Below are 269 nucleotides of genomic sequence, written 5' to 3'. Positions count from 1 at the left end.
CAGTTGAATCACCGCGACCTGGATGGAACCGGCTTTTTCCGCCTGATCGGCAAGAGAACGAGTGATCCACGTTGACCATCCCACCGGCACCAGCGCAAACGCCAGTCCCCAGATAATCGCTATTGCCGCCGCCACGGTTTTGTCGCTTCCCCACACAATGAGCGTCAGCGCGCTCAGCGCCAGTAGCAGCGGCGCACCGGCCAGCGCCAGTTTTACCGAACGTTTCAGGGCGTAAGAGGAGAAAGAAGTGCCAACGAAGCTGGCAATAC

At 59.1% G+C, this 269-nt stretch carries 1 protein-coding gene; it reads right to left on the bottom strand.

Features of this window, described 5'->3' with window-relative positions; all coding sequences use genetic code 11:
• A partial coding sequence (locus P6709_RS19955; protein ID WP_278242641.1) for a hypothetical protein occupies window positions 1–269 on the bottom strand: 269 nt, incomplete at both ends.

This window comes from Jeotgalibacillus sp. ET6 (genome assembly GCF_029667115.1).
Taxonomy (GTDB): domain Bacteria; phylum Bacillota; class Bacilli; order Bacillales; family Jeotgalibacillaceae; genus Jeotgalibacillus.
The sequence above is the reverse complement of the archived record's forward strand: the minus strand, read 5'-3'. Positions and strand labels throughout refer to the sequence as shown.